This is a genomic window from Calothrix anomala FACHB-343 (assembly GCF_014696435.1).
In the GTDB taxonomy this organism is placed as follows: Bacteria; Cyanobacteriota; Cyanobacteriia; order Cyanobacteriales; family Nostocaceae; genus Aulosira; species Aulosira anomala_A.
Genome location: NZ_JACJQG010000004.1, coordinates 133,851 through 152,595, shown reverse-complemented (window position 1 = coordinate 152,595; position 18,745 = coordinate 133,851). Strand labels below are relative to the sequence as shown.

General features: G+C 41.9%; 16 protein-coding genes. 6 read left to right on the top strand and 10 right to left on the bottom strand.

Annotated features, from left to right (window positions below; genetic code table 11):
* Positions 1-256: 256 nt before the first annotated feature.
* The 3 genes from H6G08_RS03320 to H6G08_RS03310 all read left to right on the top strand — a co-directional run bounded on the left by H6G08_RS03320 (position 257) and on the right by H6G08_RS03310 (position 3,715).
* Positions 257-2,374, top strand: coding sequence for an ATP-binding protein (locus H6G08_RS03320; RefSeq protein ID WP_313941046.1), 2,118 nt, complete (start codon positions 257-259; stop codon positions 2,372-2,374).
* A gap of 10 nt (positions 2,375-2,384) precedes the next feature.
* Complete coding sequence (locus H6G08_RS03315) at positions 2,385-2,756, top strand: response regulator (RefSeq protein ID WP_190538865.1); 372 nt, start codon at positions 2,385-2,387, stop codon at positions 2,754-2,756.
* A 218-nt stretch (positions 2,757-2,974) separates the two neighbouring features.
* Positions 2,975-3,715 carry a phycocyanobilin:ferredoxin oxidoreductase gene (locus H6G08_RS03310; protein WP_190538864.1) on the top strand — a complete coding sequence of 247 codons (741 nt, stop codon included), beginning with the start codon at positions 2,975-2,977 and terminating at the stop codon, positions 3,713-3,715.
* A gap of 135 nt (positions 3,716-3,850) precedes the next feature.
* Here H6G08_RS03310 and H6G08_RS03305 read toward each other — a convergent pair whose 3' ends face one another.
* From H6G08_RS03305 to H6G08_RS03275, 7 genes are all read right to left on the bottom strand, one after another.
* Complete coding sequence (locus H6G08_RS03305; RefSeq protein WP_190538863.1) at positions 3,851-4,432, bottom strand: bilin-binding protein; 582 nt, start codon at positions 4,430-4,432, stop codon at positions 3,851-3,853.
* 466 nt (positions 4,433-4,898) lie between these two features.
* Positions 4,899-5,162 carry a DUF3146 family protein gene (locus tag H6G08_RS03300; RefSeq protein WP_096641881.1) on the bottom strand — a complete coding sequence of 88 codons (264 nt, stop codon included), beginning with the start codon at positions 5,160-5,162 and terminating at the stop codon, positions 4,899-4,901.
* Positions 5,163-5,393: 231 nt separating this feature from the next.
* Positions 5,394-7,655, bottom strand: a complete 2,262-nt coding sequence (locus H6G08_RS03295; protein ID WP_190538862.1) for a caspase family protein — start codon at positions 7,653-7,655, stop codon at positions 5,394-5,396.
* A gap of 169 nt (positions 7,656-7,824) precedes the next feature.
* Positions 7,825-8,385, bottom strand: coding sequence for a shikimate kinase (locus tag H6G08_RS03290; protein ID WP_190538861.1), 561 nt, complete (start codon positions 8,383-8,385; stop codon positions 7,825-7,827).
* A gap of 182 nt (positions 8,386-8,567) precedes the next feature.
* Positions 8,568-9,062 carry a hypothetical protein gene (locus tag H6G08_RS03285; protein WP_190538860.1) on the bottom strand — a complete coding sequence of 165 codons (495 nt, stop codon included), beginning with the start codon at positions 9,060-9,062 and terminating at the stop codon, positions 8,568-8,570.
* 151 nt (positions 9,063-9,213) lie between these two features.
* Positions 9,214-11,337: a pentapeptide repeat-containing protein gene (locus tag H6G08_RS03280; protein ID WP_190538859.1), complete on the bottom strand. Its 2,124-nt coding sequence runs from the start codon at positions 11,335-11,337 to the stop codon at positions 9,214-9,216.
* 56 nt (positions 11,338-11,393) lie between these two features.
* Complete coding sequence (locus tag H6G08_RS03275) at positions 11,394-11,738, bottom strand: hypothetical protein (RefSeq protein ID WP_190538858.1); 345 nt, start codon at positions 11,736-11,738, stop codon at positions 11,394-11,396.
* Positions 11,739-12,201: 463 nt separating this feature from the next.
* Between H6G08_RS03275 and H6G08_RS03270 the strand changes: the two genes are divergently transcribed.
* Positions 12,202-12,636, top strand: coding sequence for a hypothetical protein (locus H6G08_RS03270; protein ID WP_190538857.1), 435 nt, complete (start codon positions 12,202-12,204; stop codon positions 12,634-12,636).
* 79 nt (positions 12,637-12,715) lie between these two features.
* Here the strand turns inward: H6G08_RS03270 and H6G08_RS03265 are convergent, their stop codons facing one another.
* Positions 12,716-13,153 carry an RrF2 family transcriptional regulator gene (locus tag H6G08_RS03265; protein WP_190538856.1) on the bottom strand — a complete coding sequence of 146 codons (438 nt, stop codon included), beginning with the start codon at positions 13,151-13,153 and terminating at the stop codon, positions 12,716-12,718.
* A 292-nt stretch (positions 13,154-13,445) separates the two neighbouring features.
* Here H6G08_RS03265 and H6G08_RS03260 point away from each other — a divergent pair, with 292 nt between their 5' ends.
* Together H6G08_RS03260 and H6G08_RS03255 are read left to right on the top strand one after the other, a co-directional pair.
* Positions 13,446-13,928 carry an adenosine-specific kinase gene (locus H6G08_RS03260; protein ID WP_190538855.1) on the top strand — a complete coding sequence of 161 codons (483 nt, stop codon included), beginning with the start codon at positions 13,446-13,448 and terminating at the stop codon, positions 13,926-13,928.
* Positions 13,929-13,972: 44 nt separating this feature from the next.
* Complete coding sequence (locus H6G08_RS03255; RefSeq protein WP_096599596.1) at positions 13,973-14,149, top strand: XapX domain-containing protein; 177 nt, start codon at positions 13,973-13,975, stop codon at positions 14,147-14,149.
* Positions 14,150-14,220: 71 nt separating this feature from the next.
* Here H6G08_RS03255 and H6G08_RS03250 read toward each other — a convergent pair whose 3' ends face one another.
* Positions 14,221-15,384 carry an acyltransferase family protein gene (locus H6G08_RS03250; RefSeq protein WP_190538854.1) on the bottom strand — a complete coding sequence of 388 codons (1,164 nt, stop codon included), beginning with the start codon at positions 15,382-15,384 and terminating at the stop codon, positions 14,221-14,223.
* Positions 15,385-15,728: 344 nt separating this feature from the next.
* On the bottom strand, positions 15,729-18,689 hold the full coding sequence (gene pgmB, locus H6G08_RS03245) for a beta-phosphoglucomutase (protein WP_190538910.1): 2,961 nt from the start codon (positions 18,687-18,689) through the stop codon (positions 15,729-15,731).
* Positions 18,690-18,745 lie beyond the last annotated feature (56 nt).

The following is an 18,745-nucleotide window of genomic DNA, read 5'->3' as shown; positions in this document are numbered from 1 at the left end:
GTCTATCAAATTGAATCTACGGTTTTGATATCACAATTTGGCGCGAAAAAATCAAAAAATCAACATAATTAATTTAGTTGTAAATAAAGTTATAGTTTTGCGCTTTTGCGATCGCTTGCTAACACTTGTAATGTTATTAGCTTGATATTTGAAGACTATTCCAAAATGTTAAATTTTCCAACATTAACTTAATCACATTTGAACTTTAGATAAGTTCAGTAAAGAATGAAAATAGTCCTTTTGCAGATAGATGCAGGTGTCAAAACGTTCTTATAAGCAGCGATCGCTATTTGGCGGGAAAAAGTCGAAACAGAAACGACGCATTCACAAGCGTCTGCTCAACAGTTTATATAAAAACGCCCGTGACGCGATCGCCCTAATTGACGATCGCGGATTTTTCCTAGATCTAAATATTGCTGCTTGTGAATTACTCGGACGAACCCGCAAGCAACTCCAAGGACAAGCTTTATCTAATTTCATTACTGCAGAATTTACTCGTCAACTCAAGTCTGTGAGTTGTCTACCAAAAGAATCATTGATTGGGGAACTGTTAGTTGCATCTGCTAGCCAACGTCGGCGAGAGGTGGAATATACTTTAACGCCAAATGTTCTTCCCCGTTGTCATTTACTGCTGTTGCGAGACATTAGTCAGCGTCGGGAATCGATGCAAGCGGAATTACGCCAGCAACAGCAACGGGTGGAATTGTTTTCGGAAGTGACGCTGAAAATTCGTCAGTCGTTACAACTCAAGGAAATTCTGCATACCACCGTGACGGAAGTGCAACGGATTCTCCAAGCCGATCGCGTGCTAATTTATCATGTATTGCCGGATGGTACAGGCAAAACCATCAGCGAATCGGTGTTACCAGATTACCCCACACTCATGGATCTGGAATTTCCCCAAGAAGTTTTTCCCCAGGAATATCAACAATTGTATGCTCAAGGACGGGTAAGAGCGATCGCGAATGTTCACGATCCGGCAGCTGGTTTGGCAGATTGTTTGGTGGAATTTGTCGATCAATTTGCGATTAAAGCGAAATTAATTGTCCCCATCGTCCAAAATCTCAATGCTAGCGCTCAAAATCAGCTTTGGGGCTTATTAATCGCCCATCAATGCAATAACTACCGCCATTGGGTAGATTTTGAATTGGAATTGATGCAACAGTTAGCCGATCAAATTAGTATTGCCTTATCTCAAGCTCAACTTTTAGAACGCTTAGAAGAAGTAGTCGCCGCCAGAACTTCAGAGTTACAAGAGGAAATTAACGTGCGGATGCAGGCGGAAGCAGCGTTACGACAGAGTGAGGAGCAACTGCGCTTAATAACTAATGCCTTGCCTGTACTAATTGCTTATGTAGACGATCGCCAACAATATCGCTTTAACAATCAAGCATATCAAGATTGGCTGGGACAATCCCCCAAAGAAATTTATGGTTCTCACCTGCAACAGGTTTGGGGCGAAGATTGCTACCACAGAATGCAAGTTTATGTACAAAGAGCTTTATCTGGGCAAGCCGTTAACTATGAAAATGATATCGTTTTAAAAGATGGCAGTTCGCGAGCCGTTGATGTGACTTACATCCCTGATGTTGATGAGCAGAATGCTGTGAAGGGATTTTTCGCTTTAAGTAGCGATATTAGCGATCGCAAAGCCATTGAACGGATGAAAGATGAATTTATTTCGATCATCAGTCATGAATTGCGCACACCCCTGACTTCCTTGCACAGTGCCCTGAAAATCTTAGCTACAGGGCGATTGGGCAATCTTTCCGCAGAAGGGCAACAAATGCTAGGCATTGCCGATGATAGCACTGAACGCTTAGTACGCTTAGTCAACAATGTCCTTGATTTACAGCGCATTGAGTCTGGTAAAGTGATCATGGAGTGTCAAGCCTGTAATGCAGCTAATTTGACGATCCAAGCAGCAGAGGCAATGCAAGCAATGGCACAACAGCAAGAAATCACTTTAGTTAAACAACCCCAAGATATCTCAGTTTGGGCAGATGCCGATTATATCTTACAAGCTTTAACAAATTTAATTAGCAATGCTATCAAGTTTTCATCACCAGGGGGAACTGTTTGGCTGACTGTAGAAGCCGAACAAACTTCCCCAAACTTCCCCAAAGAAGTGGTATTTCGGGTACGAGACGAAGGGCAAGGTATTCCCGCCGATCAACTTGAACGAATCTTTGAACGATTTCAACAAGTCGATTCGTCAGATTCCCGGAAAAAAGGTGGTACTGGTTTAGGGTTAACAATCTGCCGCAAAATTATTGAACAGCACAACGGCAGAATTTGGGCTGAGAGTACTCCAGGTTGTGGCAGTACCTTTGCCTTCACATTACCTACCCTTGACAGCACCCAGATTTCATGAGGGGTAATTTATGGAAAAGCGAATTTTAATTATTGATGACGAAGAAACAATTCAAACCGTTGTGCAATTCGGCATCAAAATGGCGGCGGGATGGGAAGTATTCACGGCTAGTTCCGGCTTTGAAGGTATCCAGACTGCACAAACTCAAAAACCTGATGTAATTCTGTTGGATGTGATGATGCCAGATATGGATGGTATAGCTACCTTTAAAGAACTGCAATCTCATTCAGAAACCGAACAAATTCCGGTAATTCTGTTAACTGCTAAAGCACAAACAGCAGAAAAGCGTCAGTTTAATGATTTAGGCGTGAGTGGCGTGATTACCAAACCCTTTAACTCCCTGGATCTCCCAGAGCAAATTAGTAGAATTCTCCATTGGTAATACCAATTCAAAATTCAAAATTCAAAATTCAAAATTAAGACAGAGTAAGCGTTTCACTGATTTGGAATGGTATGTTTATTTACGCCGTGATGTACTAGGTAAGAGAGATTTTCATGAGGGGCTGACTTGCCCATTTTCCCATTCGCTAATTCTTCTGCACAAATTTTGCACAAACTATGCGCCAAGGTAAATATTAATTCTTTTTTCCAGAGAAGTCTATGTTGAAATCTATGTCAGCCTCCATCAGAAACCGTCAAAATCAATTAATTCGCAGATTAGCCGATTCTATTGAAGAAATTTGGCAAAAAAATCTAGATTTGTCACCTTACTCTGTACCTGAAGGTTTAGGATACGTTGAGGGACATTTAGAAGGCGAACGGCTCATCATTGAAAATCATTGCTACCAAACGCCGCAATTTCGCAAACTGCATTTAGAATTGGCTCAGGTTGGCAATGGATTAGATATTCTCCATTGTGTCATGTTCCCCAATCCTGAATATGCCATTCCCATCTTTGGTACAGATTTAGTTGGCGGGAAAGGCGGAATTAGTGCAGCGATCGCGGATTTGTCTCCTATTAGTAGCGATCGCACTCTCCCATCTAGCTATTATCAAAAATTATCTGTATTATCCGCGCTGGAGTTTTCTCAACCACGCGCCTTACCAGAGTGGGGTGATATCTTTTCAGAATTTTGTTTATTTATTCGTCCCGGAAACCCTGAAGAAGAAGATAAATTTCTTAACCGAGTTCGGGAATTTTTAACCATTCATTGTCAAATTGCTAGTCAACAAACACCGCTCACATCAAATCTAGATATTTCCAAAGTACTTGCAGGGCAACGAAATTACTGTACCAAACAGCAACAAAATGATAAAACCCGGCGCGTTCTCGAAAAATCCTTTGGTACAGAATGGGCAGATCGCTACATGACAACAATGCTGTTTGACTATGTAGCTTAAAAATGTCATTTATAGCTTTTTCATAATAAAAATTTACCTTGCCAATTTACATATCCCCGACTTCCTCCAAGAATTCGGGGATCTTTCAACAGTCAACAGTCAACAGTCAACAGTCAACACTATTTTCCAGCTAGTTTATCGAAATAACTTTAATTGCTCAATCAAACCATCAAAATAGGGTGCAACAATTTCTTGCTGCTCTGGTTTTACTGGCTTTAAACTAGCAGCTTTAATACCTTCTAACCCCACCACCATTGCATCTAACGGTACTTGCAATTCTTGATACAACAGTTGCATGTAATGTAATCCATCAGCGCTTGTATAATCAGTATGTTGACCAGCAATACCGTAAGTAATACAGCGCAGGAAGTGCCAAAAATCACGCCAGCAAGCTTCTGCCCTAATTGAAGGATAGAGTCCGCCACCGGGTTGAGTGATGTTGGGAAATTGTGTTAATACTTGGCTTCTGGCTTCATCTACGATTTCCTGGACGCGATCGCGTAGTTCTTGACTTACAGGAATGAGCGCTGTATGTGTAGGTACAAGCTGCTGAATCTGCTGCAAATCCTCATCGGTGAGATACCGTCCCTCATCATCAGCCGCCTGGAATAGCTGAATAGCCTCTGGTGTATGAGTATTTTGCCAAGTAGCAAAACTGACAATTCTGGCTTTTGTAATCAATTCTCGGACTTTTTCACTCAATTGTGGCTGAGTCATGGTCAAAATTATTAATCGACTGTTGGGAAAGTAGAACTTCTGCTCTGTTTCAAATTTCCAGCAAAGCTGTTAGTAACTTATGAGTAACAATTTAGCGCTAATTTGTTAGCAAACTCAACAGGCAAACTATGAACAATTTAGCTAGGGTAGATGGGAACATTGCTGTTCCACCCCTACCATCCGAAACCGTGCTTGCGACTTTCACCGCACAAGGCTACTCAGTGTGATATCTATTTGTCACTATATTTGTTACTATCGGACTTCCTAACCTTATGACTTAAAAAACAAAGAATATTATTAGTGGGATAAGTTCATAAACATAAAGGCGCGTGGGACGCACGCCCTCAAAGCTCAATTAATGTCCTCAAAGAGGAGTCATTGAGAAGCTCACACTCACCGTCGATAGGAGTGTGTGGAGTACGTCACGGACTGACTGCAAAACAGAATTAACATTAGTGATAAATACCTAAAGTTCGGCGCGAATAGTAAAAGCATAGTCTCCTCCAGGTTCTAATTGGTAATCTTGCTTTTCTAAAAAACGACCGAGAGGTTCTTTAATCAAGGCGCGACCTTGAGAAGGCTTGACAGACAGTTCTCCCCGGCGAAAATGCCATTGGAACTGCCATTCATACCCACCTGCACTCACTTCACCCTCAAGGAAGCCGTGTTGCCAAGATTGGCGGGTAACTTTGACGTAGGCGGTGGTTTCTGGCAGACGTTTAGCACTCACAATGCTGGATGTTTAGTTGGGAATTAAAGTTAACCAAGTAGGTTATTCTTGTAATACCAAAAATAACGTAAATTGAGAAACTGACAAAGTGAATATTCAAAAAGTTAGGGGCTAGGGGCTAGGGGCTAGGGACTAGGGGAGAGAAATTTTCATGATTAGCTGACTTAAAAAGTCATTTATCCCCCTTGTCCTCCTTGTCTTCCTTGTCTTCCTTGTCCCTCTTTCCCCTGTCTACTTAGCTGGTACTACCTCAAAAGCGATCGCCATTCCAGCTAACTTCTTGGTATCAATTCCCCGCACACCTGATGGGAGTTGTATTCCTTCCACATTAATTGCGCCACGAGTACCTGCGTCTAAGTCATTGAGTAAGCTGTTGGTTACGTCTAATAGTTCATTAGTCACATCAATGGGAACGCTTCGATTTTGCACTCCCCTGACTCTGGCAATTTCTTTTAACGCTTTTAATGCCGTTCTTAAAGGTGTAGTACTAGCAATAATTAAAGCTTCAGAAATTCCTAAAGGTTCGCCAATGACTAATTTAAAACTATCGCTAGATTGAGGAATAATTAATTTTTGCTTACCTTCTACTAAAGCTGCATCTTCTGCGGATGACCAATTATTTGGAAAGATAATCGCCATTTCTCCTTGAGAATCAATCACTAAAATACTGATATATAATGGTTGTGATTCATTATTTTGAATTTGAAATGCAATTTGTGTGCCGATAGGTAACTTTTGCAATCCAGATTTGGCAAATGGTACAGGATTTGACGCTCCTGGTTGATTTGTCCCTGGATCTACTTTTTGGACTCCGCGAATGGGGAAGGTTTGACCAAGTATTCCTTGACTACCAGCAATAGTCATAGAAGCAGTTACATTAATTCGCGATGAATTAATATTTCCAAGTAATTGCTTGACAATCCGCGTTGCTAATAAAGATTTGAGCTTTGGTTGCAAACGTTTAACTGCATCAGTTACGGTTTCAGTATTTGCGCCAAAAGAACTCGGAATTATATAAGTAAGTCCTGGTAAAAATAAACCAAAACTACCAACTGTCGGCAAATTAGGTAATTTTCGTTTCCGTAATTCCTGAATTATTGCCTCAGTCATTTTTCCAAAAATATATTGTACCTCTTGTTTTCCTAATGGTTTAGGTTCAATGCGAGGGATTTTTTGTAAAGCTTGTTGCGCTGCTTGGGTGTTATTTCCTAAAGATTCATCCAGCCCAATTTTTAAAGTTAAATCATTGGGAATGCTGCGAATTCGTTCTTGTAATAAAGTTCCTGGTTGGACTTGTTGCGGAGTTTTGATCAGTTTACCTTGCCCATTTAATCCTTGACGAGATTCTAATTTTACTAGTCCGCGTTCGCCACCTTTATCATCCAAAATTGTAAACACGGCATTTTTGCTAAATGCTTCTAAACTTTCCGAATCCAGTCCACCCAGCCACAATTTAACGTCATCACCTGTAACTTTAGTCACTACGCCCTCAGCCGCAACTGTAGGTGTAGGTGTAAAGTAAATCGGGGCGTTAGGTTGTTGCTTGATATTGGCTTCTAATTCTGGTTCTTGAAAATTGCCTGTTTGTCGAGCGAAGATAGTTGTGCTGCGGCTGACATTGGCGATCGCACTATTAATCGATTCATCGCCCGGTTGTTGCCAAAGATACTGAGTAAAGATATAAGTAAATGCCCCTGCATAAAAGTCATCAAAGGAAGTATCCGCAGCATATTGATCGCGTTTAGCGCTAGCAATCACAACGCCTTTAGCGACGTTTTTGCGGCGCAATTCGATAAATTGTTGGGGGGACATACCCAATTTTTTCAGCCATTGACTTTGATATTCTAATTCCTCAGGGCTGGGGAGAAATTTTTCGCCGCCTTCCACCGCCCGCACCCGGAAATTCCCCCGCTTACCGCCACCGGAATGACAACTATCTAGGACTACGGTGACGTTTTCTGTATTTAATGCAGACATGAGTAAAAATAGAGTATGTCCCATAATATGCTGCACCGGGCCAGCTTGCTGGGGATATCCCGGAGGTAAAGTAGCATCAATGGGTACTATAGTGCTGTTGAGTCCATCTGCGGCATCGCGATCGCGATCGCGTACCCGCGAACCATGTCCAGAAAAATGAAACACCACCACATCCCCTGGTTTGGCTTGCTTAATTAGATGATCTTCAAATGCTGTGAGAATACCCTTACGGGTAGCTTGGCGATCGGTTAAAGTCACAATATCTTGAGGATTAAAGCCAAAGCGGTGAATTAATAATTCCTGTTGCAACTGCACATCATTCACGCAGCCATATAATTTTGGTATATCTTGATACTCGTTAATTCCCACTAATAGCGCCAGTTTTCGCTTTGTACCTTGGGCTAAAACTTGGCTGTAGCGATCGCCTTGTTGAATAATATCTAACTGACTTAAACCCAGTGTAGCTAAGGTAGAGCCGGCAAACTGCAAAAAGTGACGGCGTGTGATTTGTGACATGATTCACTCCCCAAAAAATTGGTTTCCTAACATAAGACTTAGAAAACCACAAAAATTGCTCCCAAGATTACGAAAATAGACAAAAAAATGAGGAGGGGCTGGGGGCTGGGGGGAATAAATTAGAACTTATGCAGTAACTACGCACAGTGGAAATGTTGTAATTATTTACTTAATTCTTACTTGCCGATAGCAAGTTCAAAATTTCGCTGCAAGTTTCTTCTGGTGTCTTGCCTTTTGTATATACTATGAACTTCGCAAGTTCATAGTTTGAAGCATGTCTAACAAAGTGTTCGTTGATATTGAGTTTATCATCTGGCAAGTAGTGATTGCGCTGATTGAGAATCTGGATTGACTCATCTAAATTTGGTGATGGCAGTAAAAGAATAACATTAGGATATGGTGCTAGAGCTTGTTGAATTCGTTGGAATAAAGCAGTATCCTCATACACGGAATGACCACCGCCAAAATCAATAACGCATTGATTGTGTGACGATAGCAGCCTTTCAACAGCATAGGCTTCAAATGGCTTCCAATACTGATAAACTCCCCAGAAACCCTCAGTTTCTCGCTTATGTTTTGCTAATTCCTCGTCATAGCCAATCTCAAAGTAGTATTCCCAGCGTAAATCATCCATTGAATATTGAGTCAGGCCAAGCCTAGAAGCTAAAAGCGCTCCAATAGTAGTTTTGCCAGCACCAATTGGGCCAATGAGAATAATATCTGATTTCATGGGATTTTATTAACACTGTATTGCAGTACTCGAATAATTAAAATTTTTGCTTGAGGATAAACTCAGAAAAGCGAATTTCGTGAATTGGTATGATTATTATCCAATGCCCCATACCCAAAAACAAAAAATCCCACGCCTTAATGACTTGGGAATTTGAGTTGCCAAATTTTGATTTAACTAAATTAAAATCTTAAACCTACGCCACCTTGTAAAGAAAAAGCAGTACCGCTACCATCGCGGTAAGCATCAAAAGCGATAATGGCGTTACCAAAAATTACCGTGTTGCTATTAGGGACAACATAATCAATTCCTGGTTGTAAAGCAAAACTAATTTTATTACCCACAGGAGAAGGATCGTCTCCACTAGCTAAAGTCAAACCAGCACCTAAATAGGCATCAGTTTGCCAATTTAGGGGAACATCATAAGAAACCGTGGGTACAACTGCTGTACCCTGACCGACTAAAGCTTGAGCGCGGAAAGAAATTGGCGATTCTAAAAGCTTATAACGAAAAGCAATCACCCCACCGATTTGCGCACCATCACTCAATCCCACAGAGGGGCCGACACCAATATAACTGCCATAGGCTACTTGAGCTTGTGCTGGCTGAATACTGGTAGCCAGATTCAACAGCGAACCAACCCCCAGAACTGTCATCAAACACCAGAGATTTTTCATTGCTCCTCACACCCTCTGAAATTATCAAGTTCCTTTTAATACCTATGTTATCGCCGTTATGAAGAATAAGCATCGGGCATGGGGCATTGGGCATTGGGTGGAGACGCGATGAATCGCGTCTCTACAATGCTCCCTGCTCCCTGCGCCAATCCTAAGGGCAGCGAGGATGAATACCGCCTTGAGTGCAAATGTAAGCTAGCTGTTTACTATCTAGGTTTTTGGCTTGAGAAAAATCAACTCCTTGAACTACGGCGGAAACGGAACCTTTGGATGGTGTTTGAACGAATTCATCTGCTGGATCTTGCTTACTGGGTGAGAGAATGGTGCCGCGAAAATCAGCGCCGGCTACATTGGCTCCCCGTAAATCAACTAAGCTGAGATCGGCATTTTGGAAATTGGCGTTTTGCATTTGCGCTGAACGCAACACTGCACCAGTTAAACGGGTAGCGGTTAAATTAGCATTGCTGAGATTCGCATGTTCTAAATCGGCTCCTGATAAATCTGAGCTTTGCCAATCGGTTTTGGTTAAGTTGGCGTAGGCTAATTGTGTACCTATGGCAGTAACTCGCCCTAAACGCGCTCCATATAAATCAGCTTCGTTCAATTTGGCATCACCTAAATCAGCTCCGGTTAAGCTAGCATTTTCCAGCACAGCGCCGCGTAAATCGGCTCCTACTAGTTGGGTGCTGCTGAGGTTGGCACCAATGAGACGGGCATCGGATAAGTTGGCTCTGTTGAGGGTAGCACGGCTCAAATCGCTACGGTTCAAGGTGACGCGGCTAAGAATGGCGTCGGTGAAATTGGCTTGCTTCATCTGCACTTGGCTCAAATCGGCAACTACATCGTCGTAGGTATCCCAGCGCCCATCTTCACCAACGTTGCGAAAGCGACTACCGCGAAAACTACCTTGATTGAGATTTGCAGATTTGAATTTAATTCCCGACAAATCGATGTTATCTAATACCAAGTTGAACAGGGGATTAGCTTCTGCGCCAGTGGAACCTAGTTGAGTACTGCTCAAATCAAGTCCGTGGTTTTTACCACTATAAACAGCAAGAATTTTGTTGATGGCTTTTTGATTGAGTTGTAAGCGCTTTTGTCTTAATTCTAAATCGGCGATCGCATTTTTGTCGGCTGATGCTAATTCGCCAGCTAAAAACTGATTTTGATTTTTTAATTCGGGGATAGCATTTAAGCCGACATGGACTAAAGCTTGTTGAACTGTATCTACTAGGGTTGGGTTGGGTTCCTTCACTAGTAAATCGGTGAGAAATTGAATCGCTTGGGGATCGTTGAGAGTTCCCATCGCCAAAATTGCAGTGCGGCGTTCTTCAACACTAGCTGTTGAGTTGGGATTTAGCTGTTTAATTAGTTCTAGGAATTGTTGACTGTTGATTTGCTGCGATTTCCGCAGGGTTTCTTGGGTTTGGATGTAAATTTGCGTGCCGACTAGAGTTGCTAATACGGCTGTCATGCTTACCAGGGCGACCGCAATCATGGTAAGATTGGGATTCTGGCGGATTTTTGCCAATAACGGATGGATTTGGGAATAATCGCCTTCATCCTCTGCCGATGCATCTTCCACTCCTGCATTCTCAGTTGAGAGGGAACTGGGTAAGGGACGATTGGCATCTACTGTATAAGTACCTGCGACAATATCATGAAATGAGCGCCGACCTTGCTTTGATGATAAGCCCATGCTTTCAGCTGCGATCGCTAATAATGCTAAGGCGGCAAATAAAGTTAAATTGGGAAAGCCTAAGCTATAGCGCCACAGCAAATAAGCGACGGATAAAGGTACAGTCCAACGTCCCACACCTTCACGCAGTATAACTGCACCGAAACCGGGTGCTTTTCCTTGTTCGTTGACGACGCGAACGCCAAAGCGCCGTTTGGGGATTGTGCTACCTGTTTTTGCGAGTAAATATAACTGCCAAGTAGAGAGAGTTACAGGGGCAAATATCGCTAAACTCCACAAAATATTCGTCGGCCAAGCTACATTACGAATACCATAGCTCACGGGTAACGCTAAAGGACGAGCGATCGCTCTTTCTGTGACTACTAATAATGGATTCAGGGGTACGCGATTTAAATCACTCTTGGAGTTGGCATAAGCGCCTAAACCAAAGGGAATCAACCCACTAGCAGCTACTAAGGTGATTTCCGCAGCCCAAGCAGCAAAACGTCTCGTTACTAATGACAGTGAATGGGATTTTTCGGGATTTTTTGAGCGGTTAGAGCGATCGTTACTACTCCTAACAACTGGTGTCGTCATCGTCTGAATTACCTTTGAATTTATTTTTACACCGCTTTGGATACGGTTTAACTCAGCTATTTTTTCTGTTGAAAATTACTAGACACAAAAAATTTGTATCCAACATACACCAACACTGCCAACACTGCCAGACTAATGACGGAGGCTACAAGTTTGAGCAATGCTTGCACCACTGCTATCCCTAAAAGCGCCGTCACGCCTAAAACTACTAGCTTTTTCATGTCCGTCAAGCTATTAAACCAGTTTTGCAATCTCACTAACTGAGAATTTAAGCTGGCAAAACTAAACTCAAAGCTTGGTTTTGGTGTTTCTGGTGGGGAAACTTGTGGCGACGAAGAATTAATCTGTGCTTCTAGGTTTTGCAGGCGACGTTGCAAGTCTTCTTCTGGTTGAGGATTCATGAATCTTTTCTACCTCAGCTTGTAGGCGGTTTTGTCTGTGATTTTAGCTGATGTATATGTTTGCCTGATGGTTTTAAATAACTTAACACTTATATTTTGCGTCAAAATTTCAATTTAATAGCTTCCTCAAACACCTTTATGGCAATGATTTCATGATTATTTGTCACTAATCCGGACATTCCAAAATAGTACAGGTGCGATCGCGAACAAAAATATTTACTGACTACTTATATACTGAGTATTTAAATTGCACAAATCTCCGTATATGTTGATTATTTATGCTTTCTTGGCAAATAGTTACTTTACAGTTTTTTAATTCATTTTATGTCCTATATTTCTGATATGTAAAGATGAGAATTTATACCTTGTATTTTGGAACATAATCTAATTATCATCGTCTCAAAGCTTAGATTATGTTTAAAAATATCGCTTACTTATCAGTCGGGAGCATTTACTTAATAATATGAAAACACATCAACTATTTACGGTTGTTCCCGCAGCTTTGGCTATGAGTTTGGTACTGAGTGATGCTAATTTGGCGCAAACCCCTGCCAACATCATTAGTGCTAACTTAAGCTCCGACCCAGTAGTATTAAATGGCAAATCTGATGCTGCTGTCAAAAGTAATTGTGGTAATATTCCTACTAAACCTAGTCAAGTTATTCAAGTACCAAAATCCCTGCCTTACTTGCGCGTCACTGTAGAGAGTAAAGGACAGCCGACTTTGCTAATTGACGGGCCTGGAGGTAAATTTTGTGTCCTCGCAGATAGTTCTGAAGGTAAGGCGGAACTGGCTGGTTACTGGCAATCTGGACAATACTCTTTTTACGTAGGGGATGTATCTCAACGTCAGGTTAACTACACTCTCTCTATTTCCCAACAGCCAGAGAAGAAGTAGTTGGATAAGCAGAGGAAGCAGAGGAAGCAGAGGAAGCAGGGGAGAAACGTTTTATAAGTTTTCCCCTGTCTTAGGTTAATTAAATGTAATACATCAGTTCTTTTTCGCGGTGCTTGCTGCGGCGATCGCATAAATCTTGGAGAGTGTAACTTTCTAAAACTGCGTTAGCCGCTTGACGCGCTTCTTGCCACACTTCCTGGATAATTTGGGTTTCTAAGGTTTTGCCATGTTGCTCAATTTTCGGGGTTATTGCATCTACCCCTTCAATACAGCTCCAAGCTTCCAGTAAAGTAATTTTGCGCGGTTCCCTTGCTAAAACGTAACCTCCCTTGGCTCCCCGGATGCTCTTAATTAAACCGCCACGCCTCAAAGTAGCGAGCAATTGCTCTAGGTAGCGGTTGGGGATATCCTGTAGTACAGCCATCTGCCGAATTTGGAGAGATTCGCCACTAGAGTAACGACTCGCCAACTCTAACAGAGCTAGAAGTGCGTATTCAGATTTGTTAGAGATTTCCACAGGTGTAATATATTAATTAATAAATTAAGTTTTACTGTTGACTTTTTTCTCATAATATGAGTAAAAGTGTGCTAGTCCATTTTAGCTTGACTAGCTGATTTAACTTTAGAGATTCTGAACCATAGAAGCAAATATTTTTGTTTTTTATTTGGATAAAGAAAGCTTATTAATTAGTCAGAATTGCTTTCCTGTAAGGAATTGTGTATTTCTTGGGTGGATGATTCCCAGCGATACAAAAATAGTTTCATGACAATTTTGTTGTCCAACAGTCCTGCATCTAGAGGCAAGCAACATGGAACTCAAAGCAGTGGCAATGCAAATTCCCGAAGGCTGTAACGTGATTTTAGGGCAAACTCACTTTATCAAAACTGTGGAAGACCTGCACGAAATTATGGTAAGTATATCTTCACAGGTGAAATTTGGCATTGCTTTTTGCGAAGCTTCAGGCCCTTGTTTAGTCAGAAGTACAGGAAGCGATCGCGCTTTGGAAGATGCAGCAATTAATAATGCGATCGCCCTTGGTGCCGGTCACAGTTTTATCATTTTACTCAAAGACGCCTATCCCATCAATTTTCTCAATGCGATTAAGCAATGTCCAGAAGTCTGTACGATTTACTGCGCTACCGCCAATCCTGTAGAGGTAATTGTCGCTCAAACCGAACAAGGTAGAGGGATTCTGGGGGTAATTGATGGATTTTCGCCCAAAGGATTAGAAACGCCGGAAGATGTAAAAGCGCGTCAAAGCTTTTTGCGCCAAATTGGTTATAAGCTTTAATTTTTACTGCCCGAAGTCATCATAAAACTAACAAGGACTAACTAATGGACTTCTTAAGACAGGCTGGGATGTCGCTGCTGGGAGGGTTTATTATCGGTGTGGTATTTGGTTGGATTAAATTACCTGCTCCAGTTCCTCCATTACTAGGATTAATCGGGGCAGCAGGTGTATTATTAGGCGGATATTTTTACGACTTGATAGTGAAATTAGTGTTTAAATAAACTCATATTCATAAAAATCTTGACTGATTGAGAAAAACTCCAGATGAGATGACTTAATGTTTAAACCAAGTCTACTTTAAAAACCATAATTTTCTGGCTTCCAGAGCAACAATTAACTTACGTCCTAGTGTTTGCCCTGGTATCTCTATAAATTTGTAACAAAAGTAAGAAATAACTATTGTTCCAGCTAATGCTATGCCTATTAGCACTATTAAATAAAGTTCAGGTGGAAGATAGTTTAAGTGCAACCTATGCAAAGCACGATGAGCTAGATTCAGTACATAAAAATGCGTTATGTAACCACTGAAGCTGATTGTGCCTAAAAAGCAAAAGAATCGATTCACTAGTAAGCGGGAAGGATATATAGCTAGACAGGTTGCCAATAAAAGGAAATCCAATCCAAATACAAAGGAGATAGGTATTAGCTTGTGGTGAAAAAAAGGAAGGATTACTAGTAATACAATAGATACTGCTAACAGTAGTTTGATGAAAGACTTTTTTGTAATAAATTCACTCAAATATTTTCTATCCAAGTCGATAGAGGTTGAGCGAAAATTGCTAAAAATGAAATAGAATATAAAACCGATAAAAAATATTGGTAGTTGATTAGGAAACCAACCAGATATAAAAATGTTCCAAAGATTTTTGTCATTAATCTGGAAGTAAGAATCTAAGACAAAAAATATTACTCTACTGATTAAAAGTGAACCTGCTGTCACATAAATTGCTTGATTGAGGGATCTGATTCTGCTAAACAAAAAAGGGAACAAAAGATAAAAAGTCATTTCAACTGCAATTGACCACCCACCTGGCACGATTGCATTTGCTGCATTGAACCAATATGGATTCCAACCATTGGTAAATGTAAGTGTTGAGAATATGTGTCCGAAGGATGGTAGTTCTTTATTTTCAAGCAAAACAGGGCGGATTGTATAGAATAAGAAGCCGCAATAAAACAAAGGGGCAATACGAAAAAAGCGCCGAATAAAAAAGTTTAGGAGGGGATTTTTCTCATTTTTTCGTCGTTCATAAGACAGGCACAGGGTAAAAGCACTGGCCACAAAAAAGAGTTGCACACCTCGCGACCCCTGCGCCATTATCTGGTAAACCCACGGGGTTAAATGTACATTCTTACCTAAAATTCCCCAGACTTCGATGTTTCGTGCTGCATGGTTGATTAATACGCCTAAAATCGCCATGCCACGCAAGGCATCTATGAATAGCAGTTTATTCATTATATTTAGAAAGTATTTGTAAAAAGTGAAGCTACAGAGTATGCTCTTATTCTTGCCAGAGAAGGCAAGTTAATATTAAGTTAAATGATGGTAGATGATTTAGATATACTGCCAGCCCTGATGACACATAGCAACAAAAATAGGCATAAATTCATCAAAACTTTATAAACTTCACCTCAGTCAGGGACAAAGGTAATCGCCGATCATTTGTAATTGACCACAGATAGATGGCATGGTTGCCAACTGGCAACCATGCCATCTATCTGTACTGATTTTTCTTGGTAACGTTTTAAATCCTGTGAACTGCTACCAATTATCCAATTATTTAACAACGCCAAAAATTCTTATTGTTTTGGAGTCACAAGATTATTCAATTTGGCTTTTAACTCTGCCCATGTAATCCCTGCTAAACTAGGCAGAACTACATGCGCTGCACCTACACGTTCAACAGGGCCGAGTCCTACTGTCCACATTCCCGCCGCTAAACCAGCTTCAATGCCAGCTGCTGCATCTTCTACAACTATACATTGATTTGCTGGTAATCCTAACTCGTGGGCGGCGAATAAAAATAAGTCTGGTGCAGGTTTGGGTTTTTGGACGCTATAACCATCGGCGATCGCATCTACTTGATCGGCAATGCCTAATTTCTCGACAACTGTATGCGCATTTTTGCTAGCTGAACCGATCGCAATTTTAATCCCAGCTTGGCGTAATTCCTCTAAAAGTGCGATCGCACCTGGTAATAAATCTTTGGGTGTAATATTTTGAATTGATTCTACATAATAATTATTCTTCCGCTCCATCATCTCTTGCAGTTGGGATTCTGTATACGGTCTATTTTTAACAATCAGCATCAGTGATTCCCGTCGCGACACTCCCCGCAATGCTTCGTTATCTTCCCGATTAAATGGGATTCCTTCTTCATCGGCTAGTCTTTGCCAAGCGCGATAGTGGTATTCTGCGGTATCTGTTAATACACCATCTAAATCGAAAATCACGCCGCGAATCTCAGCAGCAGTAGTCACCTTGTTGTGTAATTGTGATTCCGGAACCACGGAAGAGAAACTTTCCCCCCTGCTCCCCGCTCCCTGCTCCTCTGCTTCCATTTGCGATCGCAAATCAAATTCATGCCATTTCCCCCGCCAATGCAGTTGAAATTTCAAGCGCGTCCAATTAGGGGGTAACTGGGGATGGGCTACAGGGCCATTTTCGGTCATTTGGATACCACCAAAGCCAAAAATCACGGTTTGCCAAATTCCCCCAGCACTCGCCCCATGTATACCATCGTTATTATTACCCCGGACATCTTCTAAATCTACCATCGCCGCTTGCATGAAGCGTTCGTAAGCTGCTGCGGATTTCCCCAAGTCTGAGGCTAAAATAGCGTGAATTGCCGGGCCGAGGGAGGAACCGTAGGTGATATCTGTACGGGGTGCGTAGTAATCCCAATTTACCTGCAAGGTTTTGGCGTCGTAGGGCGATTCCCCTGATTGGCGCATCAAATAAAGCAGCATTAACACATCTGGTTGCTTGAGGACTTGGCGTTTATTTGCTCCTTCTATTCCCAAAATGGCTTGCATGGAACGAGTGCGCGGTTCGTATTCATTTAAATCGATATCTTCTAATTTAAAAAACCCCTCGTACTGCTCAATCGTTCCTGTGGCAGAATCTTGCAGCAGCCAAATATTTGCAATGATATCTTGCCAGCGCGATCGCTGTTTTGTTCCCAGATGTAATTTATCTTCTAATTCCTGAGCTTTTTCTGGAAATGTCGCCTTCAGCCAATCATATATTTTAATTGCGCGTTCCAAATGCCATTGCACCAGGCGGTTGGTGAAGGTATTGTTATGGACAAATTCGTGATATTCATCGGCTCCAATGACGCCGCGAATCTCATAACGTTCGTATTTGGGGTTAAATTCCACTCTACTCCCCCAAAATATCGCTGTATCTAAGACAATCTCCGCGCCACAATCGCGCATCCATTCATCATCGCCTGTGGCTTGCCAGTAGAACCAAATAGCATAAGCGATGTCTGCACTAATATGAATTTCGCGATCGCGACACCAAATCCGCACATCTTCCCCATAGGGATCGTTAGGTAGCGCCCATCTAGGTGTCACCTCATCCCCAGTATCAGCACTTTCCCAAGCATACATCGCTCCCTTATAGCCATCATGCGCCGCCTTGCGTCGCGCTCCATTTAAGGTGTGGTAGCGATAACTCAGGAGATTTCTCGCTAATTCAGGTTGGGTATAGATGAAAAATGGCAGAATAAATATTTCTGTATCCCAAAAAATATGCCCGTGATAGCCGAAACCAGAAAGGGTTTTGGCAGGGATACTCACTTTATCGTCATCTAGGGGAGCAGCAATTAAAAGTTGAAATAAATTGTAGCGAACTGCAAAAGCAGCTGTAACATCCCCTTCGATTATAATATCACTTTTTTGCCAAATTTTCGCCCAAGCTTGTTGCTGCTCTAAAAGAAGTGTTTCATAGTTCGGTAAAACTACTAGTTTTTCCCTTGCGGCTTGTTCTGGTGCTGACACTTCGCGGGAGGTAAAAATCGTCACTACCTTTTCGGCGGTGACTGTTTGATTAGCTGTCGCCATGAAGGTGGCGCTTAATGTGGGATAACCAGGCGCACTGTAAACCTGTAATGATGCTTCTGCCCCAGAGATAGTCAAATTAGCCGCCAAACCAATATCAATTCGGGAGTTGCGAGTGCGGCGATGTAACCAAATACCTCTGTCGGTTTTGTCTTGTTCCAGATATTCCCAGTGATTAAAACCGGGGTTTTCGGGGTAGCCGTTGATGCTGGCTTGAATTTCAATTAACCCATCAAAATCTAAAGGCGTAACTTGACAGCGTTGCCCTAAGACATGGCGATCGGCGATGCTGGCGAAGCGTTCAAAATGCAAGTCTATGGTACTACCCTGCGGACTACGCCAACGTACAGAACGAGTTAAAAGACCTTGGCTGACATCAAGCTGGCGACTATAGTTTAGTATCTCACCTCGATCCAAACGAAAGCGATCGCCATTAATCGTCACCACCAATGGTAACCAATCAGGACAATTGACTAATTCTGTATAGACAACAGGAACCTCATCATAAACACCGTGGATAAAAGTAGCCGGTAATGCACCCATGTACCCTTCCTCAAAGCTACCTCTGGTGCCTAAATAACCATTGCCAATGGTGAAAATGGTTTCTCGAGACTGCAATTGGTTGGGGTGAAACTGGGTCTCCGTTAAAATCCAGTCTTGATAAATAAAATCGCGGTAATTACCTTGTTTGTCCATTGTCATTAGTCATTTGTCATTGGGCATTGGGCATGGGGCATTGGGCAACAGTCAAC

Excerpts from the sequence above, each read along its gene's own strand:
- H6G08_RS03315 (WP_190538865.1), top strand. The coding sequence starts at position 2,385 with ATGGAAAAGCGAATTTTAATTATTGATGACGAAGAAACAATTCAAACC.
- H6G08_RS03310 (WP_190538864.1), top strand. The coding sequence starts at position 2,975 with ATGTTGAAATCTATGTCAGCCTCCATCAGAAACCGTCAAAATCAATTA.
- H6G08_RS03305 (WP_190538863.1), bottom strand. The coding sequence starts at position 4,432 with ATGACTCAGCCACAATTGAGTGAAAAAGTCCGAGAATTGATTACAAAA.
- H6G08_RS03295 (WP_190538862.1), bottom strand. The coding sequence starts at position 7,655 with ATGTCACAAATCACACGCCGTCACTTTTTGCAGTTTGCCGGCTCTACC.
- H6G08_RS03290 (WP_190538861.1), bottom strand. The coding sequence starts at position 8,385 with ATGAAATCAGATATTATTCTCATTGGCCCAATTGGTGCTGGCAAAACT.
- H6G08_RS03285 (WP_190538860.1), bottom strand. The coding sequence starts at position 9,062 with ATGAAAAATCTCTGGTGTTTGATGACAGTTCTGGGGGTTGGTTCGCTG.
- H6G08_RS03280 (WP_190538859.1), bottom strand. The coding sequence starts at position 11,337 with ATGACGACACCAGTTGTTAGGAGTAGTAACGATCGCTCTAACCGCTCA.
- H6G08_RS03275 (WP_190538858.1), bottom strand. The coding sequence starts at position 11,738 with ATGAATCCTCAACCAGAAGAAGACTTGCAACGTCGCCTGCAAAACCTA.
- H6G08_RS03270 (WP_190538857.1), top strand. The coding sequence starts at position 12,202 with ATGAAAACACATCAACTATTTACGGTTGTTCCCGCAGCTTTGGCTATG.
- H6G08_RS03260 (WP_190538855.1), top strand. The coding sequence starts at position 13,446 with ATGGAACTCAAAGCAGTGGCAATGCAAATTCCCGAAGGCTGTAACGTG.
- H6G08_RS03255 (WP_096599596.1), top strand. The coding sequence starts at position 13,973 with ATGGACTTCTTAAGACAGGCTGGGATGTCGCTGCTGGGAGGGTTTATT.
- H6G08_RS03250 (WP_190538854.1), bottom strand. The coding sequence starts at position 15,384 with ATGAATAAACTGCTATTCATAGATGCCTTGCGTGGCATGGCGATTTTA.
- pgmB (WP_190538910.1), bottom strand. The coding sequence starts at position 18,689 with ATGGACAAACAAGGTAATTACCGCGATTTTATTTATCAAGACTGGATT.